Here is a 19,846-nt window from a genome sequence, read left to right as displayed (position 1 = left end):
TACGTTCCTCTTCGATGAAAATGCGTCAGTTGGACTTCGCCGTGATCCACACGGTCACGGCGACGAGCGCGCCGATGCCGAAGATCCACACGAACAGACCCTCCGAGACCGGCCCGAGGGATCCGAGGGTGAAGCCGCCGGGGGCCACTGCCTCCTGCTGGAACACGAGCGCGGCGATGATGTCGCGCTTGTCCTCGTCGGACAGGTTCATGTCACCGAAGACGGGCATGTTCTGCGGGCCGGTGACCATGGCGGCGTAGATGTGCAGCGCGCTGGTCTCGGTCAGGGCCGGGGCGTACTTGCCCTCGGTGAGGGCACCGCCGGCCGCCGCGACGTTGTGGCACATCGCGCAGTTCACGCGGAACAGCTCGGCGCCGTGCGAGACGCTGGGCTCGTCATCGGCGTTCTCCGGGTTGGCCTCGCCGTTGGTGATCCAGTCGGCGGGGTACGTCGGGCCTGGGGCCACGGACTGCACGTAGGCGGACAGCGCCTGGATCTGGTCCTCGGTGAACTGCACCGGCTTCTGCGGCGCCTGCGGCCCCTGCATCTGCAGCGGCATGCGGCCGGTCGACAGCTGGAACTCGGTGGCGAGCTCGCCGACGCCGATGAGGCTCGGCCCGTTGTCGGTGCCCTGCAGGTCGAGACCGTGGCAGGTCGCGCAGTTCGCCTGGAACAGCTTCTCGCCGTCCTCGACGGTGAGCGACGCCGCGGCGACGGTCGGGGTCTCGGTCGCGGCGAAGGCCGCGGATGCTCCGGCGTACACGCCGCCGGTGATGAGGAGTCCTGCTCCGATCAGTGCCGCTGCCGCGAAGGGGCTGCGGCGACCGTTCGAACGGCGCTTCTTCTCTCGTGCCATCTCGGGGATCAGCTCCGCTCTTATTTCAGGAAGTAGATGACGAAGAACAGCACGATCCAGACGACGTCGACGAAGTGCCAGTAGTAGGACACCACGATCGAGGACGTCGCCTCCTTGTGCGTGAAGTTCTTGACGGCGAACGCGCGGCCCATGACGAGCAGGAACGCGATGAGACCGCCGGTGACGTGGAGGGCGTGGAAGCCCGTGGTCAGGTAGAACGCCGAGGCGTAGGAGTTCTCCTGGATCGGGAGACCCTCAGCCACCAGCTGCGCGTACTCCCAGACCTGACCGGACACGAAGATCGCGCCCAGCGCGAAGGTGAGCCAGAACCACTCGACCATGCCCCAGCCGAACAGGCGGCGACGGCCGGCGGGGTTCAGCTGGCCCTTGGCGAACCGGTAGGGCTGCAGATCCTCGGCCGCGAAGACGCCCATCTGGCACGTCACGGAGGAGAGCACGAGGATCGCGGTGTTGATCGCGGCGAACGGAACGTTGAGCAGTTCCGTGCTCTCGGCCCAGAGCTCCGGTGAGGTGCTGCGGAGAGTGAAGTAGATCGCGAAGAGTCCTGCGAAGAACATCACCTCGCTGCCGAGCCACACGATGGTGCCGACAGCTACCGGGTTGGGCCGCTTGATCGTTCGGGCAGCCGGGGCATACGTCGCTGAGGTCGTCACCCCTCCATTATGGCCGATCCCGGCGGGCGATTCTTGCATCGCGGGCCCCCGATTCCCTGGTCCGGCACTTAGGGGAGCCTAAGAAACGTCTGCGAATCTGCGGTGAATTCAAGGGAAAAGCGGATGCCCGCGACGTTCGGCGGGTCTCGAGGAAATTCTGCGCGCCGATAGGATCGCACACATGGCTGAATCCCTGACCTGGTCCGATGTGCTCACGACCCTCCTCGAGCGGCGCGATCTGAGCGTGTGGGAGTCCACGTGGGCCATGCGCCAGGTCATGCAGGGGAACGTCGGCGACGCGGCTCTGGCGGGCTTCCTCGTCGCGCTGCGCGCGAAGGGCGAGACGATCGATGAGATCGTCGGCTTCCGCGACGCCATCCTCGAAGCAGCAGTGCCTCTGCCGGTGTCTCCGGACGTCCTGGACATCGTCGGCACCGGCGGCGACCGCGTCGGCACCGTGAACATCTCGACCACGGCGGCCGTCATCATCGGCGCGACCGGCATCCCCGTCGTCAAGCACGGCAACCGTGCGGCCAGCTCGTCCTCGGGCGCATCCGACGTCCTCGGCGCGCTCGGCCTGGAACTTTCGCTCTCGCCGGAGCACGTCGCCTCCGTGCTCGATCGCACCGGCATCACGTTCGCGTGGGCAGCCGCCTTCCATCCGGGATTCAAGCATGCCGGGGCCGCGCGCGCCGAGCTCGGCATCCCGACGGTGTTCAACATGCTCGGCCCGCTGTGCAATCCGGCCCGTGCCGAGGCGAACGCGGTCGGCGTCGCGCAGTTGGAGCGCGTGCCGCTCATCACCGGGGTCTTCCGCACCCGCGGCGCGACCGCGCTCGTCTTCCGTGGCGACGACGGACTCGACGAGCTGACGACGACCGGCCACAGCCGCATCTGGGAGGTGTCGCGCGGCGACATCCACGAGCACGACCTCGATCCTCGCGACCTCGGCATCCCGCTGGCCGACCTGGCCGACCTGATCGGCGGCTCGCCGGAGCACAACGCCGACGTGCTGCGGCGGACGCTTGCGGGGGAGCAGGGGCCCGTGCGCGACATCGTCCTGCTCAACGCCGCCGCCGGGATCGTCGCGTTCGAGCTGTCGCAGGATGCCTCACAGGTGCAGCGCCCCATCCTCGACCGGCTGCGCGACGCCTACGCCAAGGCCGGAGATGCGGTCGACGACGGTCGGGCGGCCGCGAAGCTCGACGAATGGGTGTCCGTGTCCCGCGAGCTGGCCACGGCCTGACGATCATGGATCCGGCAGCCGCGCTCCTCGAGATCGCCGCGCTGCTGGAGCGCGAGCGGGCGTCGCGCTATAGAGCGAAGGCGTTCCGTCAGGCAGCGGCCACGTTCCAGGACCTGCCGGATGACGTGCGCGCCGATCCCGTGCGGCTGCGCGCTGCCAAGGGCATCGGGGACTCCACGTTCGAGGTGATCCGCCAGGCGCAGGCCGGCGAGGTCCCGCGCTATCTGATCGAGCTGCGCGGGGAGGTCGAGCCGGAGCTGACCTCGCAGCTTCGCCCGCTGCTGCGCGGTGACCTGCACGCGCACACGGACTGGTCCGACGGCACGACGCCGATCGGCACCATGGTCGATGCCGCGCGGGCGCTCGGGCACGAGTACCTGGCGATCACCGACCACTCGCCGCGGCTGCGCGTCGCGCGAGGCCTCTCCGCCGAGCGGCTCCGCGAGCAGATCCCGCTCGTGCGCGGCGCGTCGGACTCCGGTCTGCGCGTGCTCGCCGGCATCGAGGTGGACATCCTGGAGGACGGCGCCCTGGATCAGGAGCCGGATCTGCTCGACGAGCTCGACATCGTGGTGGCCTCCGTGCATTCGAAGCTCCGCATGGATGCCGCGGGCATGACCGCTCGCATGCTCGCGGCGGTGGCGTCGGGGCGCGCGAACGTGCTCGGACACTGCACGGGCCGGCTCGTGCAGGGAGACCGGGGCACACGTCCGCCCTCCGACTTCGACGCCCGCGCGGTGTTCGCAGCGTGCGCCGAGCACGGGGTCGCGGTCGAGATCAACTCCCGCCCGGAGCGGCAGGATCCGCCGGACGAACTCATCGCGATCGCCCTCGACGAGGGATGCCTGTTCTCGATCGACTCCGATGCGCACGCGCCCGGTCAGCTGTCGCTGCTGGATCACGGGGCACTGCGCGCGGAACGCGCCGGGGTGCCGGCTGCGCGGATCGTGACGACCTGGGGAGTCGACCGGCTGCTGGCCTGGGCGGAGTGACCTAGGCCCTCGACGCGTGATTCAGTCGGGGAGTGCGGCGAGGGCTCGCGTCATCGACGTGCCCAGGTTCCAGCTCGTCGCGAGGGCGGTCGCGGCATCCTTGGCGGCGTCGTCGAGCCCGCCCAGCCGAATGGACGGCACAGCGATGTCGAGGTCGCGGGCGACGAGCACGACGGTCGGTGCGACGTCGAGGTAGTCGGAGGCGGCGATGATCTTGGCGCGGATGCCCGCGGACATGCCTTCGCCGGCCAGCGCCGCGGCGCGGATCCCGGCGAGGTCGCCGTGGGTCTGGAGCAAGGTGGCCGCCGTCTTCTCGCCGATGCCGGGGACACCGGGCAGTCCGTCGGAGGCGTCGCCGCGCATGGTGGCGAAGTCCGCGTACTGCGAGGGCAGCACGCCGTACTTCGCGACGACGCTCGCCTCGGTGAGGACCTCGAGGTTGCTCATGCCGCGCGCCGTGTAGACGATGCGGATGTCGCGGGCGTCGTCGATCAGCTGGAAGAGGTCTCGGTCGCCGGTGACGACGTCGACCGGCAGGGTGGAGCGCGTCGCGAGCGTGCCGATCACGTCGTCGGCCTCGTGGGCGGCGACTCCGATGATCGGGATGCCGAGCGCCTCGAGCTCAGCGCGGATGAGCGGGATCTGCGCCTCGAGCGGGTCGGGCACCTCTTCGACGTCGGCGCCGTTCGGGACGACCTCGACGACGCGGTGCGCTTTGTAGCTGGGGATGAGATCGACGCGCCACTGCGGACGCCAGTCGTCGTCCCAGCAGGCGACGAGGTGGGTCGGCTGGTAGGTGCTGACGAGCTTGGCGATCATGTCGAGCAGGCCGCGTGCGGCGTTGATCGGGGAACCGTCCGGTGCCGTCACCTTGTCGGGCACGCCGTAGAATGCCCGGAAGTAGAGGCTCGCGGTGTCCAGCAGCATCAGCCTGTCGCTCATGGGTTCAGCATGGCATAGGGTGCGGACGCCGCCGGCCGTGCGTCAGCAGCCGGGGGAGGACGGCTTCTGCTCGCACGTGAATGCCACGAGCGCGGTGTGCGCCTCGAAGATGCGGATCCGCTGGTCGGCGCCCTCGCTCGTGACCTGACCGTCGATCGGCAGCCATCCGATGCCGAGGTCGATCTCAGCCGTGTAACGGACATCGACGGACGCGAGGTACTCGCCGCGCTCGGCATAGGCGTGGCTCGTCGGCGTCGGAGTGAACTGGGCCTGGTCGAGGTCAGCCCAGCTGCGCCCGCCGTCCGTCGTCGTGGTCGTGCTGCCGTCTCCGTAGTCGAAGTCGAACCCCGCCGGCGTGAAGCGCACGCTGATCGGGTAGCCGAAGAGTTCGCCCTCGACGGTCTGCGCTGACGCGGCGGCGACGAAGTTCGTGGGGAGCCCGGCGACCCCGACGTTCTCGGGCTCCGCGACGACGGTCGTGCCGTCGGGAGCGAAGCGGGCCAGGTCGCTGATCGTGATCGCGGGCAGTGCGGGCGCCGAGTCCTCCTCGGCCGGTTCCTCTGCTTCCTCGCGTGCGAGGAAGCAGCCGATGTAGTTGCTCCAGTGCTCGAGGCAGGTGCCGAAGTCGTACTCGTAGGTGGTGTACCAGCCGTCGTCCTCCGGGGCGGTGCCGGGGGAATCGGTACCGTCGCTCTGCTCTCCGCGCGTTCCCTCTTCGGTGCGCGAACCGTCGATGACGAGTTCGGTGCCGGTGTTGGTGTCACGGACCGTGCAAGTCCCTGTAGCGCGCTCGAGGGGTGTGCAGGTCCGTACAACCACGGGAGGCCCAATCATCGGCGCGATGAGAAGTGCCGAAACGAGAAGGCCTATTGCGCTGCGCATGACGAGTCTTCGACGGCTTCAGAGTTCGTGATTCGAACGGAGTCGTCCTTGCCTGAAATCGTGAAGGTGATGTCCAGAGCGTATTGATCCGGGCGGTCCGCCGCCACGATCGATTGACCCTGGGAATCCAAGATACTGAGGTTCGTGACGTCCTCACAGGATCGAGCGACTATCTCGGATTCTTCAAGGGAATGCCCCGAGAACGTGAGTAGCTCGATAGCTCCTGTCCGCGTATAGCCTTCGGCGTGCATTTCAGATAGCTGCTCTCGTTCGTCGGCCTGATATTGCCCCGTTGTGTACTGATTGAGCGCCTCGAAGGTCGCGGGATCTTGAAGGTCTACTTGGTTGAACGCATCGAGGTACGCCCGGTACACCTCTTCCGCGGCGGCGAACGCCTCCTCCTCGGACGAGAAGGCGGCCGTGGGGGTAGGCGTCGGCTCCGGTTCCGGCGCGCAGGCGGCGAGCGAGCCGGCCGCGAGCACGACGAGGCACGCGGCGGTCAGGCGGAGGCGTCCGATGCGCGAGAAGGTCACCCGCTCACCGTAACGCCAACCCCGCGGCATCAGCGGGAGTTATCCACAGGCGACAATCGGCGGAGAACCTGGTAATCTGAAGTGTCACTTGTGGCGCGCTGGCGCGTGCCTTCGTGGCAGCACTCCACAATCCATCCGCTCTCGGCCATCAGTCACGTGTGCGCACGTCGGTGCGAGAGCCCGAGCATCCATTCAACAAGGACAACCCACTACATGACTACCGCAACGACCGCCCCGGCCACCAAGCAGGTCGCGATCAACGACATCGGATCTGCCGAGGACTTCCTGGCCGCGGTCGAGAAGACCCTGAAGTTCTTCAACGACGGCGACATCATCGAGGGCACGATCGTCAAGATCGACCGCGACGAGGTTCTGCTCGACGTCGGGTACAAGACCGAGGGCGTCATCCCCTCGCGCGAGCTCTCCATCAAGCACGACGTCGACCCCAACGAGGTCGTCGCCGTCGGCGACCAGGTCGAGGCCCTCGTCCTCCAGAAGGAGGACAAGGAAGGCCGACTGATCCTCTCCAAGAAGCGTGCGCAGTACGAGCGCGCCTGGGGCGACGTCGAGAAGATCAAGGAGAACGACGGCGTCGTCACCGGCACCGTCATCGAGGTCGTCAAGGGTGGCCTCATCGTCGACATCGGCCTGCGCGGCTTCCTGCCGGCATCGCTGATCGAGCTCCGCCGCGTCCGCGACCTCACGCCGTACCTCGGCCAGGAGATCGAGGCCAAGATCCTCGAGCTCGACAAGAACCGCAACAACGTGGTGCTCTCCCGCCGCGCGCTGCTGGAGCAGACGCAGTCCGAGTCGCGCACGACCTTCCTCAACAACCTGCACAAGGGTCAGGTCCGCAAGGGTGTCGTGTCCTCGATCGTCAACTTCGGTGCGTTCGTCGACCTGGGCGGCGTGGACGGCCTCGTGCACGTCTCCGAGCTGTCCTGGAAGCACATCGAGCACGCCTCCGAGGTCGTCGAGGTGGGCCAGGAGGTCACCGTCGAGATCCTCGAGGTCGACCTCGACCGCGAGCGCGTCTCCCTGTCGCTGAAGGCGACGCAGGAGGACCCGTGGCAGGTCTTCGCCCGCACCCACGCGATCGGCCAGATCGCACCGGGCAAGGTCACCAAGCTCGTTCCGTTCGGTGCGTTCGTGCGCGTCGCAGACGGCATCGAGGGCCTCGTGCACATCTCCGAGCTCTCCAGCAAGCACGTCGAGCTGGCTGAGCAGGTCGTCTCCGTCGGCGAAGAGGTCTTCGTCAAGGTCATCGACATCGACCTCGAGCGTCGCCGCATCTCGCTGTCCCTCAAGCAGGCCAACGAGTCGGTCGACCCGTTCGGCACCGAGTTCGACCCGGCCCTGTACGGCATGCTCGCCGAGTACGACGAGAACGGCGAGTACAAGTACCCGGAGGGCTTCGACCCCGAGACGGGCGCCTGGAAGGAAGGCTTCGACGCCGCTCGCGAGGCATGGGAGCAGGAGTATGCTGCGGCCCAGGCTCGCTGGGAGGCGCACAAGGTCGCGGTCGCCAAGGCGGCCGAGGCCGAGGCTGCTGCCGGCGACGACTTCGCCGCCGGTCAGTCCTTCACGAGCGACTCGGCCGGTGCCGGCACGCTCGCGGACGACGAGGCTCTCGCCGCTCTGCGCGAGAAGCTCTCGGGCGGCAACGCGTAAGCATCGCTCCAACGGAACGGGTCGTCACCTTCGGGTGGCGGCCCGTTCCGCATCTCAGGGCGGATGCCGGAACCCGCATCAGGCCGGCTCAGCGCGTCCGCGGCGCCCGTTGCACGGTCACCGGGCCGGGCCGGACCCGCACCCGGTCGCCGACGCGGGGGAGCGGGCGGCCTTCGAACATCTCCACTGCCGTGACCAGGGCGAGACCCGAGTGATGCTCCAGCCGCAGGGCTCCGGCCTGGGACGACACCGCCGACAGCACGAAGGTCGTCTCGGCATCCGTCTTCGGTGCATCGGAGGTGACGAGCACCACGTCCTGCGGGGCGATGGCGGCGAACGCGGGCTCCCCGGGGGCGATCGGCTCCGCGGTGCGCCCCGGCAGACGGATGCCGTCGCCGACGTCGAGGGCGTCCCCGGTCCACCGTCCCTCGACGACGCTGAATCCGCTCAGTCGTGCCGTGAAGGGATGCTTCGGGCGCGCGGCGAGCTCAGCCGGCGAGCCGCGCTCGACCACCCGGCCCTCGTGGAGCACGACGCAGTCGTCCGCGAGTTGCCAGGCGTCCGCGAGATCGTGCGTGACGAGGACCGCGGATGTTCCGGTCCGGGACAACTCCGCGGAGAGCAGCCGCCGCACCACCGGCGCGCTCTCGGCGTCCAGCGCGGAGAACGGCTCGTCGAGCAGGATCACGTGAGGCTCTGCGGCGAAGGCGCGGGCGATCGCGACCCGCTGCTGCTGCCCTCCGGACAACTCGTGCGGCGCGGCCTCCCCGCGGTCCGCCAGTCCGACGCGGTCCAGCCAGTCGTGAGCGATGACGAGCGCCGCTGCGCGCCCCGCACCGCGCGCCCGTGGCCCGAAGGCGACGTTCTGCGCCGCCGTCAGATGGGGGAAGAGTCGCGGCTTCTGGTCGAGCAGGCCGATCCGACGTTCTTCGGGACCTCGGCGCACCGCACCGGCCTGCTCGAGGACCCGCCCGTCGAGCAGCACGCGTCCGGAGGAGAGCGGAACGAGTCCGGCGAGCGCGGCCAGCAGCGTCGACTTGCCGGAGCCGTTCGGGCCGAGCACCGCAAGCCGTCCACCCGGCTCCAGCTCGAGCGTCGCCGCCACCTCGAACGCCTCGCGGCGCACGGTGACCTCCGCGCGCAGCTCGCCGGCTCGCGGCGTCATCGTACGGCGTCCTCTCGCCAGGAGCGCAGGCCGCTCACGACCACGGCCGCGCTGACGAGCAGCAGCAGCGACAGGGCGACGGCCGAGTCCTGGGTCACGCTGACGCCGTTGAACGCCGTGTAGATCGCGAGCGGCATCGTCCGGGTCGTGCCCTCGGCGTTGCCGGCGAACAGGGCGGTCGCGCCGAACTCTCCCAGCGCTCGCGCGAAGCACAGCACGGTGCCGGCGACGAGACCGGGGAGCACGAGGGGCAGTGTGATCTGCACGAGGACGCGCCACCGCCCGGCACCCAGCGTGGCGGCCACCTGCTCGTGCCCGATGCCGGAGGTGCGCAGGGCGCCCTCGAGAGCGATCACGAGGAACGGCAGCGACACGAACGCCTGCGCCACCACGACTGCAGCCGTGGTGTAGGGCAGGCTGAACCCGGTGGCCTCGAACAGCGGGCGCCCGACGAGACCGCTGCGCCCGAGCAGCGCGAGCAGGGCGAGGCCGCCGACCATGGGTGGCAGCACGAGCGGCACGAGCACGAGCGTGCGCAGCACCGAGGCCACCCGGCGCGGTGCGCGGGCGATCACGATCGCCAGCGGTCCGCCCAGCAGCAGGCACAGCACGGTCGCGCAGGCAGCGGTCCCGAGCGACAGCCCGAGCGCGCTGAGGGCGGCGGGGGAGAGCAGATCCTCGCCCAGTCGTTCCCACCGCACGCGGGAGATCAGCCCGACGATCGGCAGCACGAGCAGGGCGATCGCGGCGATCGCCGGGACGTACAGCCCGCGAGGCAGGTTCACGGCGTCCCGAAGCCCGCCTGAGCGAGGATCCGCTGCCCGTCATCCGACAGCACGAAATCGACGAACGCCTGCGCCGCCACGGGGGAGCGGGCATCCTCGGCCACCGCGATCGGGTAGCGGTTGACGACGGCATCCGCCCCGCTCGGGACGATGCCCTCCAGCTCTCCGCCGGAGCCCGCGATGTCCGTGGCGTACACGAGTCCGGCATCCGCCTCGCCCCCGGCGACGCGCGTGGTGACGCCGGTGACACTCGTCTCCTCGCTGACGGCGGTCACCGGGACTCCGGCGTTCGAGAGCAGGGTCCGCGCGGCCTCGCCGCACGGGACTTCGGGGGCGCACAGCACCACCGCGAGATCGGGGTCCGCGAGGTCGGGAAGATCCGCGATGCCCTTCGGGTTCCCGGGGGCGACGGCGATCCGCAGCGTGTTCGTGGCGAAGACGTCGCCGGCGTCTGTGCGCCCGGCGGCGGTGACCGGCTCGAGACTGGACTCGTTCGCGAAGGCGACCACGTCGACGTCCGCGCCGTCGATGATCTGCGTCGCGAGAGCCTGCGATCCGTCGTAGCGGATCGGGTCGACGGAGTACTCCGGATGCTCGGCGACGAACGCCTCGGCGAGTTCGTCGAACGTTCCCTGCAGGGACGCCGCCGCGAAGACGACCAGCGGCTCCGAGCGGGCCGGATCCTCCTCGGCCGTGGTCGCGCATCCGCTCAGCGCCAACGCGGCCGCCGCGAGGATCGCGAGGGCGGGCCTCGGACGCGTCATCGCGCACCGTCGCTCGAGCGCGGCGTCTCCACGATCACCGTGGTCGCCTTCACGATCGCCGTCGCGAGGCTGCCGACCTCGAGTCCGAGCTCGCGCACGGCCTCGGTGGACATGAGCGACACGACCCGATGCGGGCCGCACTGCATCTCGACCTGCGACATCACGGTGTCGGACGTCACAGCCGTGACGATCCCGACGAAGCGATTGCGGGCGCTGGAGGATCGTTCGAGAGGATCGTCCGGTCCGCCCGATGCGCGGGTGAGGTGCGCGGCGAGATCCACGCCGTCGACGATCCGGCGGCCGGACTCGTCTCGGCGGGCTGCGAGCTGCCCGCCGTCGATCCACCGGCGCACGGTGTCGTCGCTGACGGACAACAGACGAGCTGCATCGCGGATTCGGAATGCGGTCATGACTGCCACTCTATATCCGCACATGCGGATGCAGAGTGTGGAAAATCCCGTGAGTGCGGTTCGAGAGCGCCGGTGGATTCTCACGGACACACACGCATCCGCCGCGGCCGCCGAGCGGTACCGTGGGGACATGGCCTTCCCTCCGCTGGTCGCCCCGGCCCCTGCGCTTCCCGACGGCGAGCGCGAGCGCGCCGCGCGACAGATCCGCCTCCCCGAGATCGGCGAAGACGGACAGCGTCGGCTGTTCGCCGCGCGCGTGTGCGTGATCGGGGCGGGAGGACTCGGGTCGCCCGTGCTGCTGTATCTCGCGTCGGCGGGGATCGGGACGATCTGCATCGTCGACGACGACGTCGTCGACACGTCGAATCTGCAACGGCAGGTGATCTTCGGTGTCGACGATGTCGGGCGGCCGAAGGGGCATGTCGCCGCCGAGCGGATCCGCTCGCTGTCGCCGCACACGACGGTGATCCGCGCGCACGAGCGACTGACCGCCGAGAACGCCGGGCGGATGCTCGCGGGCTACGACATCGTCATCGACGGCAGCGACACCTTCGACACCCGTTACGCCGTGGCCGACGCCTGTGACGCTCTTGGCGTCCCCCTGGTGTGGGGGTCCGTGCTCCGCTTCGATGCGCAGGCGACGGTGTTCTGGTCCCGCCCTCCCACCGGGACGCCCGTGCGACTGCGCGACGTGTTCCCGACCGCTCCGCCGCCGGAGGATGTCCCCTCGTGCGCGGATGCCGGAGTCCTGGGCGCGCTGTGCGGACAGCTGGGGGCGATCCTCGCCGCCGAGGCCGTCAAGCTCGTATGCGGCATCGGGGACCCCGTGGTCGGGCGGATGCTGGTGATCGACGCGCTCTCCGCGCGGACGCGCGAGGTGCGGCTGGTGCCGGCATCCCGGGCGTCGGACGCCCACCACGAGACGGTCACGATCCGCTCGATCCGGCCCGACGAGCTGGAGGACCTCGGTGACGCCCTGCTGCTCGACGTGCGGGAGGAGCACGAGTTCCTGGCGGGCAGCATCCCGGGGGCGCGTTCGCTCCCGCTCGGGCGGCTGCGCGCCGACCCCACGGCGGTCGAGGCTGATCGCCGCATCGTCGTGTTCTGCCAGACCGGTCCTCGAGCGCGTGCGGCGGCATCCGTGCTGCGCGCGGCGCATCCGCACGCCGAGATCCTGCTGCTCGACGGCAGCTATGCGGCGTGGTCCCGCACGCGGGACACGACGGGAGCGGCGTGATCACCGTCGCGGACCATCGGTCCCGGATCCTCGCCGCCGCCGCGGCCCTGCCGCCGCGGGCCCATGCCCTGGACGAGGCGAGCGGTCTCGTTCTCGCGGCGGATGTCGCGGCCCGCTGGCCGGTCCCGCTGTTCGACAACTCGGCGATGGACGGCTACGCCGTGCGCGCCGCCGACGCGCACGAGGGGGCCGTCCTGCGTGTCGTCGCGGACATTCCCGCCGGATCGGGGGAGGACCCGGCGTTCGGTCACGGCGAGGCGGTCCGGATCATGACGGGTGCTCCCGTGCCCGCGGATGCCGATGCCGTCGTCCCCGTGGAGCACACGGATCTGGGCGTCTTCACCGGAGCCGTCGCCCCCGAGCGCATCACCGTCACACGCGCGCCGTCGGCCGGCGCCCACATCCGCCGCCGGGGTGAGGACGTCTCGGCGGGAGCCGTCGTCGTCCGCGCCGGGACGGTGCTGGGGCCATGGCAGCTCGCCACGATCGCCTCGGCAGGGCACGATCGCGTCCTCGCGCATCCGGCGCCCCGCGCGGCTGTCGTCTCGACGGGATCGGAGCTCGTCGCACCCGGAGCCGAACCGCGGCGCGGTCAGATCCCGGAGTCGAACTCGCGGCTGCTCGCCGCGGCGCTGCGCGGGACCGGGGCGGAGATCGTGCGCGTGGCGACGGTCGCCGACGACGAATCCGCCCTGCGGGCCGTGCTGGCGAGCCTCGACGCGGATCTCATCGTGCTGTCGGGAGGGGCGAGCGTCGGAGCGTTCGACGTCGTCAAGGCGGTGCTCGACGAGGCGGGGCCCGGGCGCGGCCCCGTGCGCTTCGACGCCGTGGCGATGCAGCCCGGCAAGCCGCAGGGGTTCGGCTCGGCATCCGACGGAACGCTGCTGTTCTGCCTGCCGGGCAACCCGGTCAGCGTCGCGGTGTCCTTCGAGATGTTCGTCCGACCCGCCGTGCGCGCGCTCGCCGGCCGGGCCGACATCGATCGTCCACGGGTCTCTGCGCCGGCCGGGCGGGCGTGGACATGCCCGCCAGGCCGGGCGCAGGTGCTGCCGGTCGTGTTCTCCGACGGTGCGGTGGTCCCGGCATCCGGGGGCGGCAGCGGATCGCACCTGGTCGCCTCCCTCGCTCAGGCGACGGACCTGGCCATCGTGCCGGCCGAGACCTCCCGCGTCGAGGTCGGCGACCTCGTGGATGTCATGCTGGTGAGCACGCAGAAGGAGCAGCGATGAGTTTCACCCACCTCGACGAGCACGGACACGCGCGGATGGTCGACGTCACCGAGAAGCAGCCGACGATCCGCAGCGCGACGGCGCAGGGACTGGTCCGCTGCCACGCAGGCGTCGTCGCCGCCCTGCGCGACGGCACGACGCCCAAGGGGGACGTGCTGGCGGTCGCGCGGATCGCCGGCGTCCAGGGGGCGAAGCGGACAGCAGAGCTGATCCCGCTCGCGCACATCATCGGGGTGCACGGGGCCACCGTGGACCTCGACGTCGTCGACGAGGGCGTGGCGATCACGGCGACTGTGCGCACCGCGGACCGCACCGGGGTCGAGATGGAGGCGCTCACCGCCGTCAGCGTCGCCGCTCTCACGGTGATCGACATGGTCAAGGGCATGGACAAGACAGTCGAGATCGCGAACGTGCAGCTCGTGCGCAAGACCGGAGGCAAGAGCGGGGAGTGGGTGCGGTGAACGCGGCCCCGCGCCGAGCGGCCGTCATCCTCGCCGGTGGACGGGCGACGCGACTGGGCGGCGCGGACAAGGCGGAGGTCGAGATCGGCGGACGGATGCTGATCGACATCGTCGTGCTGGCGGTCTCCGGGTGCGATCCCGTCATCGTCGCCGGCCCCGAGCACCTGGCACGGACCGGCGTGCGCGTCGTGCGGGAGGATCCGCCGTTCGGCGGTCCGGTGGCGGCGATCGCCGCGGCCGTCGCGGAGCTTCCCGCCGACGTCGAGGAGACCTGGCTGCTCGCGTGCGATCTGCCGAACGCCGCCGGCGTCGTCGACCTGCTGTCGCGCGCCGAGCTCCCGGCGGATGCCGACGCCGTCGTGCTCCGGGACGCTCAGGGGCGCGCGCAACCGCTCGCCGGTCGCTATCGCGCCGCCGCTCTTCGCCGAGCCGTCGCCGCTCTGGACGAGGTCGACGGATCATCGATGCGCCGGCTCAGCCGAGGGCTGCGCGTGCACGAGATCGACGATCCGGCGGGCGCATCGGCGGATCTCGACACGTGGGACGACATCGCGGCGTTCCGCGGCGATTCCCCGGCGGAGGATGCCGGCCGATGGAGAAGGGAGACGGCATGACCGACACACCACAGGAGCTCGCGGACTGGTCGGCGAAGCTCGCCGCTGCGCTGGGCGTGCAGGAGGACGTCCCCATCGCCGATCTGCTGCAGGTGACACGAGACGTCGCGCATGCCGTGACCCGGCCGGCGGGACCCGTCAGCATCTACCTCATCGGTCGTGCCGTCGCACAGGGCATGCCCGTCGAGGCGGCGATCGCCGTCGTGCGTGCGCAGGTCGGGGAGCAGGCATGAGAGTCCGCTACTTCGCCGCGGCGGCGGAGGCCGCCGGACGCGAGGAGCAGACCATCGCCGCGGAGCTCACGCTCGGCGACCTGCGCGCGCAGCTGCGGCACGAACACGGCGCGGAGTTCTCTCGCGTGCTCGACCGGTGCGCCATCCGCGTCGACGGCGCGACGCTCGCGGACGACGACGCGGTGCCGGCGACGGCGACGGTCGACGTGCTCCCGCCGTTCGCAGGCGGCTGATCGGGGGCGGGGCAATTCTTCCGGCGTCAACGCCGGAAGGGGCGCGGTCGACGGCGGGACAATTGCCCGAGGGCACCCAGCGGCGAACGGAGTGATCGTGTCGGACACCTCGAACTGGCGTGGACGCATCCCCGTGTACTTCTTCTCCAGCAGCTCCGGAATGGTGAGGCAGTTCGCCGAGCGCCTCGAGCGGCCGGTGTTCGACCTCGCTGTGCGCGACGTGCGCCGATCCGTGCCTGCGGCGGCCTGGGTGCTGCTGACGCCTTCGTACAAGACCGGCAATCGCGCCAACGACACCATCCCCGAGGCCGTGCGCCGATTCCTGTGGCATCCGCTCACGCGGCGCAGGCTGGTCGGTGTCATGGGGTCGGGGAACCGCAACTTCGGATCCCACTATCAGGCCGCATGCCGGCAGATCGCGAGAGCCTCGGGCAGGCCCGTGCTGTTCGAGTTCGAGCTGCAGGGCACGCCCTGGGATGTGGAGGACGGGCGTCGCATCCTCGCGGCGCTCGACGCGGATCGCCTGAGCATCCGCGATGACGAGAGGACGAACCATGATGACGCGCTCCGCAGGACGGCGAGCACTCACATCGATCGCGGTGGCTTCGACCCTGCTGCTCGGGGGATGCGCCGCACCGCAGAGCACCGATGAGCCCGAGGCGACCGCGACGACGGGCGCCGGGATCCCCCAGGGCGCAGAGGGCGCCGCGCACTTCGACGACCTGGCCCTGGTGGTCGGCGACGGGCCGATCGATGTGCAGGTCTGGGTCGATCCCTTCTGCCCGACCTGTCACGAGTTCGAGGACGCGGCCGGAGAGAGCATCGCCGACATGGTCGACGACGGCGACATCACTTACTCGATCCATCTGATGAACTTCCTCGACCGGGCTTCGCAGGGCTCGGAGTACTCGACGCGTGCCGGCTCCGCGCTCACGTGCGTCGCGGTGTCGCAGCCCGACCGTCTGCTGGATGCCGTGCGGGCGATCTTCACCGCTCAGCCCCAGGAGCAGACCACGGGGCTCAGCGATGACGAGATCGTCGACGTGCTCGAAGCAGCCGGGGTCGAGGACATCACCGCCTGCGTCGAGGCGCGGCCGTACGGCGAATGGGTCCAGCTCTCCAACGACAGTGCGATCGAGGGCATCTCGGGCGCCGACCTCCCGTCGATCGAGGGAACGCCGACGCTGATCGTCGACGGCACGGCCTTCACCGGCGACACCGCCGACGCGGATGCCGTGGAGGATTTCATCCGCGGAGGCCAAGGCGACTGACCACGCTTGGGCGCGCACATCGATCGCCCGGAGACACGACATGACGACACGACGCCGACCCGATCCCCGGTGCCCGTTGCGCCCGCAGGAGCCGTGCACGCTCTGCCAGCCGGGCGCGCACGGCCCGCACGACTGCGCCACGGTCTGGCTCGTGATGGGCGATCCAGAGCTTCGCGAGGACCTGCGTCCGCACACCCGCGCCGCGGCCGAGGCTCGGCGAGCGCAGCGCTGAGGGGCGTCAGCCGCCGATCGCGGACATCGGGCGCACGGGCTGGAGGAAACCCGGATCGTCGATCCCGTGACCGGCGCGCTTGCCCTCGATGTTCGTCCGCAGCATCCGAGCGATCTGCTCATCGTCCGCGCCCCCGCGCAGCAGCGCCGACAGGTCGGACTCCTCCCGGGCGAACAGGCAGTTGCGCACCTGCCCGTCGGCCGTGATCCGCACGCGGTCGCACGAGCCGCAGAACGGAGCGGAGACGGAGGCGATCACGCCGACCGTCGTCGGTCCGCCGTCCACCAGGTGGATCTCCGCGGGGCTCGATCCACGGTCTCCCGCGGGGGTCAACCGGAACTCGGCGGACAGCTTCTCCAGGATCTCCTCGGCGGGAACCATTCTCTGCCGCGACCAGATGTGCCCGGCATCCAGGGGCATCTGCTCGATGAACCGCAGTTCGGCCTCGTGCTGCTGAGCGAAACGCAGCAGGTCGCAGAACTCGTCGTCGTTGACGCCGCGCATCGCGACGGTGTTGAGCTTGAGGGGGCGAAGGCCGCTGTCACGGGCCGCCTGGATGCCGCGCAGCACGTCCTCGACGCGATCGCGGCGGGTCAGCTCGGCGAAGCGGTCAGGACGGACGGTGTCCAGGCTGATGTTGACCCGCTCCAGCCCGGCGGCGACGAGGTCGTCGATGATCCGGTCCAGGCGGATGCCGTTGGTCGTGAGCGACACCCGCAGCTGGCCCTCGTCGCCTTCGATCCGTGCGAGGCGGCGGACGACGTCCACGAGATCGGGGCGCAGCAGCGGCTCGCCGCCGGTGAGGCGCACCTCGATGATGCCGAGCCGGGCGAGGATGCCGGCCACGCGCTCGATCTCGTCCGTGGACAGGATGTTCTGCTTGGCGAGCCAGGGCACGCCCTCCGCGGGCATGCAGTAAGTGCAGCGCAGGTTGCATCGGTCGGTCAGCGAGATGCGCAGATCGCGGTGCACGCGCCCGAACCGGTCGACGAGCGGGCCGTCGAACGCCGTCACAGTCCTACCCAGTTCGTCGTGCCGTCCGCCGTCACCTGACGCTTCCACACCGGCAGCTGCGCCTTGATCCTCTCGACCAGCGCGCGGCTGACCTCGAACGCCTCCGCACGGTGCGCACTGGAGACCGCGCACACGATCGCCACCTCGCCCACGGTGAGCGTGCCGATCCGGTGGGTCACGGCGATGCGCAGGTCGTCGGCGTCCATCGCCGCGGCGAGGTCCGCGAGCGTGGCCGCGGCATCCGGGTGCGCGCTGTACTCCAGGCGCACGACCTCGCCGGACGCACCGGGGTCGTGGTCGCGCACCGTCCCGACGAACAGCGCCGTGGCGCCCGCCGCGTCGTGCGCCACGGCATCCAGGTGGGCGGGGACGTCGAGGTCGACGTCGGAGATCGCGGTGCGGACGATCACGCGTGATCGCCTCCCGCTCTCTGGGACAGGACGTGGTCGACGAGGCCGAGGATGAGCGGGACGCCGTCGCGGACCGCGCCGGGGGAGCCGGCGAGATTCACGACCAGAGCGGCCTCGTGGATCCCGGCGACGCCGCGCGACAGCAGGGCGGTGGGCAGCTTCGCGGCGCCGATCCGGCGCACCTCCTCCGCGATCCCCGGGATGACGGGATCGAGCAGGGGGAGCGTCGCCTCGGGGGTGACGTCGCGCGGACTGATCCCGGTGCCGCCGGTCGTGATGATCAGGCGTGCGCCGTCGGCGGCGGCCATCCGGATCGCCGCCGCGATGCGCGCGGTCTCGTCGGGAACGATCGTGACGTGCGCCGCCCAGCCGGATGCGTGGAGCAGCTCGACCGCGGCCGGACCCGACAGGTCTTCGCGGAGCCCCTCCGCCGCGCGATCGGAGACCGTGATGACACGTGCGGTTCTGCTCACCGGTGGCTCCTGTCGCTGCGTCGTCCTGGCGTCAGTCTAGGACGACGCGTGTTACCGCCGGATGTCACAGCCTGCGCAGTTTGTCGGGATCGGGCGTGGTCACCGGATCCCAGCCGCGCTTCGTGTCGCGGGATCCGCGGACGTCATCGCGCGAGCGGTACACGATGTAGGGACGGAAGAGGTAGCCCACGGGGGCGGAGAACACGTGCACGAGTCGGGTGAAGGGCCACAGCGCGAAGAGCAGGCACGCCGTGATCACGTGCAGCTGGAACAGCAGCGGGACCCCGATCATGAGCTCGGGCTGCGGCTGGAACAGGATCAGGCTGCGGAACCACGGCGACACGGTCTCCCGGTAGTGGAAACCGCCGCCGAACACCTGGTGCACGACCGTCGCGGCCGTGCCGAAGAGCAGCGTGGCGCCGAGCATGACGTACATGAACTTGTCCATGCGCGTCGTCGCGAGGAACACCGGTCCGACCACGCGCCGGCGGTAGATGAGGATCGCGAGCCCCGCGAGCGTGAGCACGGCGGCGAACGTTCCCAGCACGGTCGCGCCGATGTGGTAGGCCTCCTCCGTTATCCCGATCGCGTACAGCCATTCGCGGGGGATGAGCAGTCCCACCACGTGGCCTGCGATCACCATGAGGATGCCGAGGTGGAACATGGGTGATCCCCACCGCAGCAGCCGGTTCTCGTAGACCTGGCTGCTGCGGGTCGTCCAGCCGAACTTGTCGTAGCGGTAGCGCCAGATGTGGCCGAGGACGAAGACGGCGAAGCACACGTAGGGCAGCGCGACCCACACCAGCACGTTCAGCGTGCTCATGACGGCTCCTTCATGGTCTGGGAAGTCGTGGGAGAGAACGGGGCGAGGTTGCCGAGGAAGCTCAACCCGACCGTCTCGACGGGAGGACCCTCGGTGACCAGCTCGAGCACGCGTTCGCGCGTCGCGGCGGACACCGGCGGCAACGACAGCGTCACGGTGCGCACGACCCCCGCCCAGGGGCTGTCCATGCCCTCCAGGGCAGCGCGCAGAACCTCGATGCCCTCTACGTGCGCCGACAGCAGCGCCTCGGCGACCTCGGAGTCCGATCGCGCCGAGAACTCCAGGACAGCGGGCAGGAAGTCCGGCAGCTCCGCCGCATCGAACTCCCACCCCGCGGCGCGATACGCCTCCAGGAACGTCACCAGCGCCGTGCCGCGCTTGCGGGTGTCGCCGGTGGCGTAGTAGCTGAGGTACAGGCTGCACTTGCGCTTGAGGTCGAACGTCGCGACGTACGCGCGCTGGAAGGCGTCGGCTCCGGCATCCTGCGCTGTCGTCAGGAACGTCACCAGCGGGTCGCGCAGTGCCGCGGGCAGAGCCTCGGCGTGCCCGCGGAGCTCGGGCAGGCGGGCGAACCACGCGGCGTCCGGGTAGTCGAGCAGCAGGGAGGCGAGCATGTGCGCGCGTGCGCGCTGGGCGGAGGACAGCTCCACCGGCGCCAGCGCCTCGGGCAGGCCGCGTCGCGGCGTCACCCGAGTC

The 19,846-nt window shown here is 70.4% G+C and carries 26 protein-coding genes; 12 read left to right on the top strand and 14 right to left on the bottom strand.

The features are described from left to right. Nucleotides 1-25: 25 nt before the first annotated feature. Together KYX17_RS06045 and KYX17_RS06040 are read right to left on the bottom strand one after the other, a co-directional pair. The gene (locus KYX17_RS06045; protein WP_243225998.1) at nt 26-856 is read right to left on the bottom strand and encodes a c-type cytochrome; all 831 of its coding nucleotides are present in this window, start codon (nt 854-856) and stop codon (nt 26-28) included. 20 nt (nt 857-876) lie between these two features. Beyond that, the gene (locus tag KYX17_RS06040) at nt 877-1,569 is read right to left on the bottom strand and encodes a heme-copper oxidase subunit III (protein WP_243225996.1); all 693 of its coding nucleotides are present in this window, start codon (nt 1,567-1,569) and stop codon (nt 877-879) included. A gap of 142 nt (nt 1,570-1,711) precedes the next feature. On the opposite strand from KYX17_RS06040, the gene trpD reads away from it, so the two are divergent. Further along, on the top strand, nt 1,712-2,776 hold the full coding sequence (gene trpD / locus KYX17_RS06035; protein ID WP_243225994.1) for an anthranilate phosphoribosyltransferase: 1,065 nt from the start codon (nt 1,712-1,714) through the stop codon (nt 2,774-2,776). Nucleotides 2,777-2,781: 5 nt separating this feature from the next. Next, the gene (locus KYX17_RS06030) at nt 2,782-3,768 is read left to right on the top strand and encodes a PHP domain-containing protein (protein ID WP_243225993.1); all 987 of its coding nucleotides are present in this window, start codon (nt 2,782-2,784) and stop codon (nt 3,766-3,768) included. A 21-nt stretch (nt 3,769-3,789) separates the two neighbouring features. Here KYX17_RS06030 and KYX17_RS06025 read toward each other — a convergent pair whose 3' ends face one another. The 3 genes from KYX17_RS06025 to KYX17_RS06015 are packed head-to-tail and all read right to left on the bottom strand — an operon-like array spanning nt 3,790 to nt 6,125. Continuing rightward, on the bottom strand, nt 3,790-4,710 hold the full coding sequence (locus KYX17_RS06025; RefSeq protein ID WP_243225991.1) for a 5'-3' exonuclease: 921 nt from the start codon (nt 4,708-4,710) through the stop codon (nt 3,790-3,792). A 42-nt stretch (nt 4,711-4,752) separates the two neighbouring features. Next, nucleotides 4,753-5,529, bottom strand: coding sequence for a hypothetical protein (locus KYX17_RS06020; protein ID WP_243225989.1), 777 nt, complete (start codon nt 5,527-5,529; stop codon nt 4,753-4,755). A gap of 47 nt (nt 5,530-5,576) precedes the next feature. Continuing rightward, complete coding sequence (locus KYX17_RS06015) at nt 5,577-6,125, bottom strand: hypothetical protein (protein WP_243225988.1); 549 nt, start codon at nt 6,123-6,125, stop codon at nt 5,577-5,579. A 213-nt stretch (nt 6,126-6,338) separates the two neighbouring features. Here KYX17_RS06015 and rpsA point away from each other — a divergent pair, with 213 nt between their 5' ends. Continuing rightward, nucleotides 6,339-7,796, top strand: a complete 1,458-nt coding sequence (rpsA, locus tag KYX17_RS06010; RefSeq protein WP_243225987.1) for a 30S ribosomal protein S1 — start codon at nt 6,339-6,341, stop codon at nt 7,794-7,796. 88 nt (nt 7,797-7,884) lie between these two features. Here the strand turns inward: rpsA and KYX17_RS06005 are convergent, their stop codons facing one another. The 4 genes from KYX17_RS06005 to KYX17_RS05990 are packed head-to-tail and all read right to left on the bottom strand — an operon-like array spanning nt 7,885 to nt 10,920. Then, nucleotides 7,885-8,961 (bottom strand): sulfate/molybdate ABC transporter ATP-binding protein, encoded by a 1,077-nt coding sequence (locus KYX17_RS06005; protein WP_243225986.1) that lies wholly within the window; start codon nt 8,959-8,961, stop codon nt 7,885-7,887. Next, nucleotides 8,958-9,746 carry an ABC transporter permease gene (locus KYX17_RS06000; protein WP_243225985.1) on the bottom strand — a complete coding sequence of 263 codons (789 nt, stop codon included), beginning with the start codon at nt 9,744-9,746 and terminating at the stop codon, nt 8,958-8,960. Before KYX17_RS06000 ends, KYX17_RS06005 begins: the two co-directional genes overlap by 4 nt. Next, nucleotides 9,743-10,510 (bottom strand): molybdate ABC transporter substrate-binding protein, encoded by a 768-nt coding sequence (gene modA / locus KYX17_RS05995; protein ID WP_243225984.1) that lies wholly within the window; start codon nt 10,508-10,510, stop codon nt 9,743-9,745. Before modA ends, KYX17_RS06000 begins: the two co-directional genes overlap by 4 nt. After that, the gene (locus KYX17_RS05990; RefSeq protein ID WP_243225983.1) at nt 10,507-10,920 is read right to left on the bottom strand and encodes a molybdopterin-binding protein; all 414 of its coding nucleotides are present in this window, start codon (nt 10,918-10,920) and stop codon (nt 10,507-10,509) included. Before KYX17_RS05990 ends, modA begins: the two co-directional genes overlap by 4 nt. Nucleotides 10,921-11,050: 130 nt before the next feature. Between KYX17_RS05990 and KYX17_RS05985 the strand changes: the two genes are divergently transcribed. The 9 genes from KYX17_RS05985 (at nt 11,051) to KYX17_RS32225 (ending at nt 16,430) form a co-directional block, all read left to right on the top strand. Continuing rightward, entirely contained in the window at nt 11,051-12,157 is a 1,107-nt protein-coding gene (locus tag KYX17_RS05985) for a ThiF family adenylyltransferase (RefSeq protein ID WP_243225982.1), read from the top strand. Then, on the top strand, nt 12,154-13,386 hold the full coding sequence (gene glp / locus KYX17_RS05980) for a gephyrin-like molybdotransferase Glp (RefSeq protein WP_243225981.1): 1,233 nt from the start codon (nt 12,154-12,156) through the stop codon (nt 13,384-13,386). The genes KYX17_RS05985 and glp overlap by 4 nt, the downstream gene beginning before the upstream one ends. Continuing rightward, nucleotides 13,383-13,847 (top strand): cyclic pyranopterin monophosphate synthase MoaC, encoded by a 465-nt coding sequence (moaC, locus tag KYX17_RS05975; RefSeq protein WP_243225980.1) that lies wholly within the window; start codon nt 13,383-13,385, stop codon nt 13,845-13,847. Before glp ends, moaC begins: the two co-directional genes overlap by 4 nt. Beyond that, the gene (locus KYX17_RS05970) at nt 13,844-14,461 is read left to right on the top strand and encodes a molybdenum cofactor guanylyltransferase (protein ID WP_243225979.1); all 618 of its coding nucleotides are present in this window, start codon (nt 13,844-13,846) and stop codon (nt 14,459-14,461) included. Before moaC ends, KYX17_RS05970 begins: the two co-directional genes overlap by 4 nt. After that, nucleotides 14,458-14,694 carry a DUF6457 domain-containing protein gene (locus KYX17_RS05965; protein WP_243225978.1) on the top strand — a complete coding sequence of 79 codons (237 nt, stop codon included), beginning with the start codon at nt 14,458-14,460 and terminating at the stop codon, nt 14,692-14,694. The genes KYX17_RS05970 and KYX17_RS05965 overlap by 4 nt, the downstream gene beginning before the upstream one ends. Beyond that, nucleotides 14,691-14,927 carry a MoaD/ThiS family protein gene (locus KYX17_RS05960; protein ID WP_243225977.1) on the top strand — a complete coding sequence of 79 codons (237 nt, stop codon included), beginning with the start codon at nt 14,691-14,693 and terminating at the stop codon, nt 14,925-14,927. Before KYX17_RS05965 ends, KYX17_RS05960 begins: the two co-directional genes overlap by 4 nt. A gap of 97 nt (nt 14,928-15,024) precedes the next feature. Beyond that, on the top strand, nt 15,025-15,579 hold the full coding sequence (gene nrdI / locus KYX17_RS05955; protein WP_308220842.1) for a class Ib ribonucleoside-diphosphate reductase assembly flavoprotein NrdI: 555 nt from the start codon (nt 15,025-15,027) through the stop codon (nt 15,577-15,579). Continuing rightward, entirely contained in the window at nt 15,527-16,198 is a 672-nt protein-coding gene (locus KYX17_RS05950; protein WP_243225976.1) for a thioredoxin domain-containing protein, read from the top strand. Before nrdI ends, KYX17_RS05950 begins: the two co-directional genes overlap by 53 nt. Next, the gene (locus KYX17_RS32225; protein ID WP_308220841.1) at nt 16,158-16,430 is read left to right on the top strand and encodes a DUF6767 domain-containing protein; all 273 of its coding nucleotides are present in this window, start codon (nt 16,158-16,160) and stop codon (nt 16,428-16,430) included. The genes KYX17_RS05950 and KYX17_RS32225 overlap by 41 nt, the downstream gene beginning before the upstream one ends. A gap of 6 nt (nt 16,431-16,436) precedes the next feature. Here KYX17_RS32225 and moaA read toward each other — a convergent pair whose 3' ends face one another. From moaA to narJ, 5 genes are all read right to left on the bottom strand, one after another. Then, nucleotides 16,437-17,444, bottom strand: a complete 1,008-nt coding sequence (moaA, locus tag KYX17_RS05945; protein WP_243225974.1) for a GTP 3',8-cyclase MoaA — start codon at nt 17,442-17,444, stop codon at nt 16,437-16,439. Continuing rightward, entirely contained in the window at nt 17,441-17,854 is a 414-nt protein-coding gene (locus tag KYX17_RS05940) for a molybdenum cofactor biosynthesis protein MoaE (RefSeq protein WP_243225973.1), read from the bottom strand. The genes moaA and KYX17_RS05940 overlap by 4 nt, the downstream gene beginning before the upstream one ends. Beyond that, nucleotides 17,851-18,327: a molybdenum cofactor biosynthesis protein B gene (locus KYX17_RS05935; RefSeq protein WP_243225972.1), complete on the bottom strand. Its 477-nt coding sequence runs from the start codon at nt 18,325-18,327 to the stop codon at nt 17,851-17,853. Before KYX17_RS05935 ends, KYX17_RS05940 begins: the two co-directional genes overlap by 4 nt. Before the next feature lie 64 nt (nt 18,328-18,391). Further along, complete coding sequence (narI, locus tag KYX17_RS05930) at nt 18,392-19,150, bottom strand: respiratory nitrate reductase subunit gamma (protein WP_243225971.1); 759 nt, start codon at nt 19,148-19,150, stop codon at nt 18,392-18,394. After that, on the bottom strand, nt 19,147-19,839 hold the full coding sequence (narJ, locus tag KYX17_RS05925; RefSeq protein ID WP_243225969.1) for a nitrate reductase molybdenum cofactor assembly chaperone: 693 nt from the start codon (nt 19,837-19,839) through the stop codon (nt 19,147-19,149). Before narJ ends, narI begins: the two co-directional genes overlap by 4 nt. Between the last annotated feature and the right edge of the window lie 7 nt (nt 19,840-19,846).

It is taken from the genome of Microbacterium sp. CIAB417 (genome assembly GCF_022788845.1).
Note: the sequence above shows the minus strand (reverse complement) of the source record. Positions and strands in the feature narration are given on the sequence as shown.